Origin of the sequence: Streptomyces sp. Y7, assembly GCF_043195415.1 — a bacterium.
Classification (GTDB): domain Bacteria; phylum Actinomycetota; class Actinomycetes; order Streptomycetales; family Streptomycetaceae; genus Streptomyces.
The window spans coordinates 158,868-166,357 of the sequence record NZ_JBIDDQ010000019.1; the positions used below are offsets into that span (position 1 = coordinate 158,868).

The window sequence follows — 7,490 nt, forward strand, 5'->3', positions numbered from 1 at the left end:
CGTACTCCAACGTGTATCTGTCCGACGTCGAGGGGGCGTACGCGGCATGAGTCTCGGAGACGAGCGGGACACCTCCGGCGGTTACGGAGGCACCGGTCAGACCCGCACGCGGCTGCCCGAGAGCAGCGGTGACGTGTACGGGGGTGCGCGGCGGGGTGGCCGTTCGTCGTCCCGGAGCCTGGTCACCGTCGTCGGCGTGGTGGTACTCCTCATCGCCGCGATCGCCTTCGCGAACCGTGGAGGAGACGACTCCGCTTCCTCTGACGGGGACGAAAACCAGCCGAATTCCGCACCGACGGCAGCCACGGGCACCCGCCCGGTGGACGGAAAGTCAGCGGGCATCCCCGGAGGCTTCGCACACGACGAGCAGGGCGCACAGAGCGCGGCGGCCAACTATGCGGTGACGCTGGTCTCGGCCGACATCCTGCAGCCGACCCGCAGAGCCGAGATCGTCAAGCAGGTCTTCGTCGCCGACAAGCAGGCGGAACTCACCGCCAAGTTCGACAAGGCCTACTCCAGGGAGTTCCTGAGCAGCATCGGTCTCGACGAGAACGGCAACGCGACGGCCGGCAACACCTACGTCTCGCGGACCGTGCCGATCGGCACCAAGGTCACGAGCAACTCGGCCTCCGCGGCGACCGTCGAGGTGTGGTGCACCGGCGTGTTCGGCATGGCGGGGGAGAGCTCGACCAATCCGGCCGGCAGCGACTGGTTCACCATGACGCTCCAGCTTCGCTGGGCGAACAGTGACTGGAAGGTCGCGAGCTTCTCCCAGAAGGACGGGCCCGCACCCGTCCCGGGAGACAACAAGGCATCCAGCGCCGACGAGATGGCCAAGGCAGTCGAGGAGTACGGAGGGTTCACGTATGCCCGATAACCCGCGCCGCGTACTCAAGGTCGCCACCGCCCTGACCGCCGTACAGGCGGCGGTCGTGTTGATGGCCACGCGCGCTGCCGCCGCACCCACCCCGTCCCCGACACCCTCGGGTGACAACTGCGACCTCATTGTCGGCCCCGCCAAGGACTACTGCGAAAAAGACAACGGCGGCTCAGGCGGAGGCGGCTCCGGCCGTTCCCTCACCGACCCCACCTCCACCCTCGACCCCCTCTCCTCCCTCGCCAGAGGCTGTGCCGACGCCGCCTCATGGACCGTCAAGCAGCTCAGCGAGGCCGTGCAGGAGACCGCGAACGTCGACTTCACCAACGCCAAGTTCCTCCAGCAGTACGCGGTCGTCTTCGCGGCGTCCACGATCCTGACCCTCCTGCTCTGGCTCCTGGCGGTCGCCAAGCGAGCAGTACGCGGCGTTCCCGTCACCACCGCCATCAGCGAAGCGATCGGCTTCCTCTGGCTCACCGTCCTCGCCTCCGCGTTCACCCCCCTGATCCTCTACACCGTCGTATCGGCGACCGACGGCGTCACCGACGTCCTCGCGAAGACCACCGGCAACCAGACGGACACCTTCTTCGGCACCTTCGCAGGCGCCCTGGAGAAGGGCGAGGACATCGGCGGCGGCCCGATCATGCTGATCGTCGTCTCCCTGGTGAGCATCCTCGCCGCCGGCATCCTCTGGCTGGAGCTCGTCATCCGCGCCGCCCTGCTCTACGTCGGCGCCCTCCTCGGCACCGTCGTCTACGCCGGCCTGGTCGACAAGAACCTCTGGGGCCACGTCCGCCGCTGGGCCGGCATCATGATCGCCGTCATCCTGGTCAAGCCGGTCATCGTCATCGTCCTCGGCCTGGCCGGCGCGCTCTCCGCCGGCGACGGACCCGGCGCCTTCTCGGCCGTGGTCTCGGGCCTGGCGATCATCCTGCTCGCCATCTTCGCCAGCGCGATGATCTACCGCTTCGTCCCCGGCTTCGGCGACGAGATCGCCGGCTCCCGCAACAACCGCATCATGCGCGGCGCCGAGGGCAAGGCCGCCGCCGTGATCAGCTCCCCGGCGACCCTCGTCGCCCAGGGCATCAAGACGCACAGCTCCCGCGCGGACAACAACGGCGGCGGCCAGTCCGGCGCCCGCCCCTCGAACCCCGCCTCCGGCGGCGTCGCCGCGCACAGCTCGCGCTCCTCGAACGGAGGCGGCGGATCTGTCCCCTCCGCCGCACCCGCACCCCGCTCGAGCAGCCCGGTGAACAGCCCGCACGCCAGCAACACCCGCAACAGCAATCGTTCAGGAGGTGACGGGCGTTGACGACGCAGTCCCACGTGTCCCATTCGGTCACGCCCCGCCGTACATATCTGATCGGCCGGGCCCGGCCGAACGCCATCGTCGGACGCAACCGCGAGACCGGCGAGATCGCGCTCATCGTCGTGGGCGCGTTCCTCGGCATGATGTGCGGACTCCTCGTCCCCGTCCTGTCCCTGCGCATCGTGCTGCTGACCGGCTTCCCGATGCTCGCGCTGTCCGCGGTCTACGTGCCGTACAAGCACCGGACCTTCTACAAGTGGTTCGAGATCAACCGCAGCTACAAGCGCACCCTGCGCGCGGGCACGGCCTACCGCTCCGGCGCGATCGAGGCCGGCACCCGTGTCGACGGACGTGAGGTCGAGGTCGGTCCGCCGCCGGGCATCGGCCGCATCACGTGGCTGGCCGCCCCGTTCGGACCCGACGAGATCGCCGTACTGCTGCACGCCGACCGGCGCACGGTCACCGCGGCCATCGAGATCGAGGGCCCGGGCGTCGGCCTGCGCGACTCCGAGGACCAGGAGGCCCTGGTCGACCGCTTCGGCACCCTGCTGAAGCACGTCGCCAACGGGGACGGCTTCGTCACCCGCATCCAGATGCTCGCCCGCACCCTGCCGGCCGACCCGGACGCGCACGCCAAGGACGTCGCCGTACGCGGCGACGAGCGCTCCCCGGCCTGGCTCCAGCAGTCGTACGACCAGCTCCAGTCGATGGTGTCGACGAGCAGCGAGCAGCACCGCGCCTACCTCGTCGCGTGTATGCACTTCACCCGCGAACTGGCCGCGGAGGCCCTGGCGATGGCCCGCGCCTCCCGCCCGCACGGCGGCAAGGCCGACCGGGACTCCGGGCTCGCGGTGGTCATGGCCCGCGAGCTGACCGACATCTGCTCGCGCCTGCAGGAGGCGGACATCCGCGTACGGCAGCCCCTCGGCCAGGGCCGCCTCGCCTCCCTCATCCACTCCATGTACGACCCGGACCACCCGATCGACCACATCCAGGCGATGACGAAACGTAATGCCTGGCCGGCCGAGCTGGACGCCATGGAGCCGACGTTCCTCCAGGCGAAGACGCGGGAGTCCTCCACCCGCGCCCCCTGGTGCCACGCCACGGCCTGGGTGAAGGAGTGGCCGATGACCCCGGTGGGCGTCAACTTCCTGGCGCCCCTGCTCGTGCACACCCCGGACGTCATCCGCACGGTCGCCGTCACGATGGACCTCGAACCCACCGAGGTCGCCATCGAGCGCATGCTGACCGAGAAGACCAACGACGAGGCCGAGGCGAGCCGCGCCGCCAAGATGAACCGCACCGTCGACCCGCGCGATGTCGCCGCCCACACCCGCCTCGACCAGCGCGGAGAGGACCTCGCGAGCGGCGCGGCCGGAGTCAACCTGGTCGGCTACATCACCGTCTCCTCCCGCTCCCCCGAATCCCTCGCACGCGACAAGCGGACCATCCGGGCGTCAGCCGGAAAGTCGTATCTGAAGCTGGAATGGTGCGACCGCGAGCACCACCGGGCATTCGTCAACACACTCCCCTTCGCCACCGGCATTCGGAGGTAGGACCTGATGCGGGACCCGCTGTCCGTCCTCACCGACGCCTTCACGTCCTTCCTCTTCGGGAAGGTCGAGACGACCCGGCTTCCGGTGCGCACGTCCACGGGCCAGGCGCAGGCGGTCTACCTCCCGACCGCCGCCCCCGGCCTCGGCGACTCGGGCGTCATCATCGGCCGCGAGGTGTACTCCGGGAAGGGCTACATCTACGACCCCTTCCAGCTCTACGGCCAGCAGCTCCCCGCCCCGCACTGGCTCGTCCTCGGCGAGTCCGGCAACGGCAAGTCGGCCCTGGAGAAGACGTACGTCCTGCGCCAGCTCCGTTTCCGCGACCGCCAGGTCGTCGTCCTGGACGCCCAGGGCGAGGACGGCGTCGGCGAGTGGAACCTCATCGCGCAGGAGCTGGGGATAACGCCGATCCGGCTCGACCCGACGGCGGCCCTGGACCACGGCATCCGCCTGAACCCGCTCGACCCGTCGATCACCACCACGGGCCAGCTGGCGCTGCTCCGCACGATCATCGAGGTGGCCATGGGCCACGGCCTCGACGAGCGCTCCGGCTTCGCCCTGAAGGTCGCGCACGCCTACGTCAACGAGACCATCGTCCAACGCCAGCCCGTCCTGACCGACATCGTCGAGCAGCTACGGCACCCCGAGCCGGAGTCCGCGGAGGCGATGAACGTCGCCATAGACGACGTACGCGCGTGGGGCCTGGACGTGGCGCTGGTGCTCGACCGTCTGGTCGACGGTGACCTGCGCGGCATGTTCGACGGCCCCACGACGGTCGGCATCGACCTGGACGCGCCCCTCATTGTGTTCGATTTGTCCCACATCGACCGCAACTCCATCGCCATGCCGATCCTGATGGCGATCGTCGGCGTATGGCTGGAACACACCTGGATCCGCCCCGACCGGAAGAAGCGCATCTTCCTGGTCGAGGAGGCCTGGCACATCATCAACAGCCCGTTCGTGGCCCAGCTGTTCCAGCGGCTGCTGAAGTTCGGCCGCCGCCTCGGTCTGTCCTTCGTGGCCGTCGTGCACCACCTGTCGGACGTCGTGGACGGGGCGGCCGCCAAGGAGGCCGCGGCGATCCTCAAGATGGCCTCGACCAGGACGATCTACGCCCAGAAGGCCGACGAGGCCAGGGCGACGGGCCGCGTACTCGGCCTGCCGCGCTGGGCGGTGGAGATCATCCCCAGCCTCACTCCCGGCATCGCCGTGTGGGACGTCAACGGCAACGTCCAGGTCGTCAAACACCTGGTCACCGAGACCGAACGCCCGCTCGTCTTCACCGACCGCGCGATGACCGAGTCGTCCAGCGACCTCACCGACGACGCCCTGCGCGCCGCCGAGCTGGAGGCCGAGGAGCGGGCCGCGGCGTTCATGGAACAACACCTGGGCGACTCCGAATCGACGGTGGCGTAGGGGGACAGCGTGAGACCGGACGACCACCGCAACGGCCGGCAGCACCGGGACGGCCAGGGAGGCATCCCCGACGGCCTCCTGGTCGGCATACTCGCCTTCCTCCTCGGCATGACGCTGCTGGTCTGGTCGGCGACGGGCCTGGCGGCCCTGTTCGCCCACGGCGCCTGGCCGTCCGGCGTCACCTTCGCCCGCACCCCGCTCGCGATGCGCTACCTGATCGCCGAGCCGCACGACATCCCGGGCGCCTGGCCCGAGACACCGGCGGGCCGGCTCTCCGGCTACGGCCTGTTCTGGGGCCTGTTCATCGGCCAGCTGATGATCCTCGTCGTGCTCACGGTGTTCGTGCTGGGGACGGTGGCCCGCTGGCGGGCGGTCCGGGCGGGACGGCGCACGGGAAAGGCGGCCCCCGCGGACGAACCGGTACCGCCCGCGCCGCTACAGCGCGAAGTACCGGCCCCGCGACGGGAGCCGGAGCCGGCGACCGTGCCGCAGGCCGAGAACCTCCCACCGGAGGCACGTCCTGACGTGCCCTCACCGGCACCGGTCGCCCACGAGCAGCCGCCCGCCGGCGAGGCGGCGCCGCCCACGGCACCCCACACCCCCGTCCACACCCCCGTGCTCACCGCCCGGATGGGCGCACGCGAGAAAATCCTCGTGGCCCCGAAGGAGACCCGCCGGACGACCGCCGCACAAGCGGTGCGTGACGCGGAGGGCCCCGCCCTCGTCGTCACGTCGAACCCGACGCTCTGGCAGGACACGAAGGACGCCCGCGCCAAACTCGGCCCGGTCCTCCTCTACGACCCCACCCATCTCTGCGACACCCCGGCCCGCCTGCACTGGACGCCCACGACAGGCTGCGAGGACAAGCAGACGGCGGTCTCCAGGGCTGCCGCGCTCCTGACCCCGGTCCGACCGACCTCGCGCCTCGACCAGGCGGTGAGCGACACGGCGGAAACGCTCCTGCGCAGCTACCTGCACGCCGCCGCGGTCGACGGCCGCACCGTCCGGCACGTCCACCGCTGGTCCCAGGGCACGCAGATCCAGGACGCCGTACGCATCCTGCGCACGAGCCCCAAGGCGGCCCCGGGGTCCGCCGGCGAACTCGAAGCGGCCCTCACGGCCCACCCCGAACGCCGCGACATGGCACAGGAGTTGACCACCAGGGCACTCGCCGCGCTCTCCATGGTCAACATCCGCGAGGCTTGCACTCCCAACCGAACTGATGCCCTCACCTTGGATTCCTTCATCGATGAAGGGGGCACGCTTTATGTGGTGGGTGAATCCATCGAGGACCCCCGAGCCAACCCGGGCGCCATGCCACTTCTGACGGCTCTTGCCGCAAGCGTGGTCGAGCGCGGCCGGCACATGGCCGAACGGTCATCCTCCGGTCGCCTCGACCCACCAATGACGCTCGTCCTGGACGACGTCGCCGCCGTGGCTCCGCTTCCCCAGTTGCCGGAGCTGCTGGCCACCGGAGCGGACCGGGGCATGCCGACCCTGGCCCTGCTCCGGTCCCGTGAACAGGCCCGCTCCCGCTGGCCTCACGACGAACTCCCCGTCTAGCCGCCCGAGCAGACCGCCAGGGCACTCCTACGGCCGCGGGAGGACGAACTCCAGCTCCTTCTCCTCCGGCTTCCCGGACAACGGCACCAGGAGCCCGCTCGGCACGAACCCGACCCGCCGGTAGAAGCGCTGGGCCCGCCCGTTCTCCTCGTGCACGATGAGCCGCACCTGCTCGGCCCCGCGGCCCCAGGCCCACTCCAGACCGGCATCGAACAGCACCTCGGTCAGCCCGCTGCCCCGCTCCTCGGGCCGCACGAACACGGCGACCACATGCCCCTGCAGCCGCTCGACGGGATACCCGGCCCAGTCGGTCGTCCCCGGCTGCTCGATCAGCACGGTCAACGTCCCGACCCACCGCCCGTCCGGCGCCTCGACAATGATCTGCTGGGCCCCCTCGGCGCCTTCGCAGCCCCCGGCGGCCCGGTACATCCAGAAGGAGTCGGGCCGGGCGAGAGCTTCCTCGTACGTCTCGAGGAAGGCGATGTGGGCAACCGGGTCCTGGAGCGCCGCGAGCCGCAGCTCCCTGACGGCCGGCCACTCGTCCGCACGGATGGATCGGATGACGTAGTTCATACGACTCAAGCTAACGGAAAAACAAAAAAGGCCCACACCAATTTTGGTGTGGGCCTTTTTTCACAATTTGTTCGGCGGCGTCCTACTCTCCCACAGGGTCCCCCCTGCAGTACCATCGGCGCTGTAAGGCTTAGCTTCCGGGTTCGGAATGTAACCGGGCGTTTCCCTCACGCTATAACCACCGAAACACTATGAA

The 7,490-nt window shown here is 69.8% G+C and carries 6 protein-coding genes and 1 rRNA gene; 5 read left to right on the forward strand and 2 right to left on the reverse strand.

The features are described from left to right. Positions 1–46 precede the first annotated feature (46 nt). Genes ACGFW6_RS33480 through ACGFW6_RS33500 form a run of 5 tightly spaced genes read left to right on the forward strand, consistent with a single transcriptional unit; the run spans position 47 to position 6,721 of the window. Positions 47–877, forward strand: a complete 831-nt coding sequence (locus ACGFW6_RS33480; protein ID WP_393518419.1) for a hypothetical protein — start codon at positions 47–49, stop codon at positions 875–877. After that, positions 867–2,189 carry a hypothetical protein gene (locus tag ACGFW6_RS33485; RefSeq protein ID WP_393518422.1) on the forward strand — a complete coding sequence of 441 codons (1,323 nt, stop codon included), beginning with the start codon at positions 867–869 and terminating at the stop codon, positions 2,187–2,189. The genes ACGFW6_RS33480 and ACGFW6_RS33485 overlap by 11 nt, the downstream gene beginning before the upstream one ends. Continuing rightward, positions 2,186–3,742 carry an SCO6880 family protein gene (locus ACGFW6_RS33490; RefSeq protein ID WP_393518425.1) on the forward strand — a complete coding sequence of 519 codons (1,557 nt, stop codon included), beginning with the start codon at positions 2,186–2,188 and terminating at the stop codon, positions 3,740–3,742. Before ACGFW6_RS33485 ends, ACGFW6_RS33490 begins: the two co-directional genes overlap by 4 nt. Before the next feature lie 6 nt (positions 3,743–3,748). Continuing rightward, positions 3,749–5,158 carry an ATP-binding protein gene (locus tag ACGFW6_RS33495; protein WP_393518428.1) on the forward strand — a complete coding sequence of 470 codons (1,410 nt, stop codon included), beginning with the start codon at positions 3,749–3,751 and terminating at the stop codon, positions 5,156–5,158. Between the two features lie 9 nt (positions 5,159–5,167). Continuing rightward, positions 5,168–6,721, forward strand: a complete 1,554-nt coding sequence (locus ACGFW6_RS33500; protein ID WP_393518431.1) for a TraM recognition domain-containing protein — start codon at positions 5,168–5,170, stop codon at positions 6,719–6,721. Positions 6,722–6,748: 27 nt separating this feature from the next. Here ACGFW6_RS33500 and ACGFW6_RS33505 read toward each other — a convergent pair whose 3' ends face one another. Next, positions 6,749–7,294, reverse strand: coding sequence for a GNAT family N-acetyltransferase (locus ACGFW6_RS33505; protein WP_393518434.1), 546 nt, complete (start codon positions 7,292–7,294; stop codon positions 6,749–6,751). 69 nt (positions 7,295–7,363) lie between these two features. Next, positions 7,364–7,480 (reverse strand): 5S ribosomal RNA (gene rrf, locus ACGFW6_RS33510). Between the last annotated feature and the right edge of the window lie 10 nt (positions 7,481–7,490).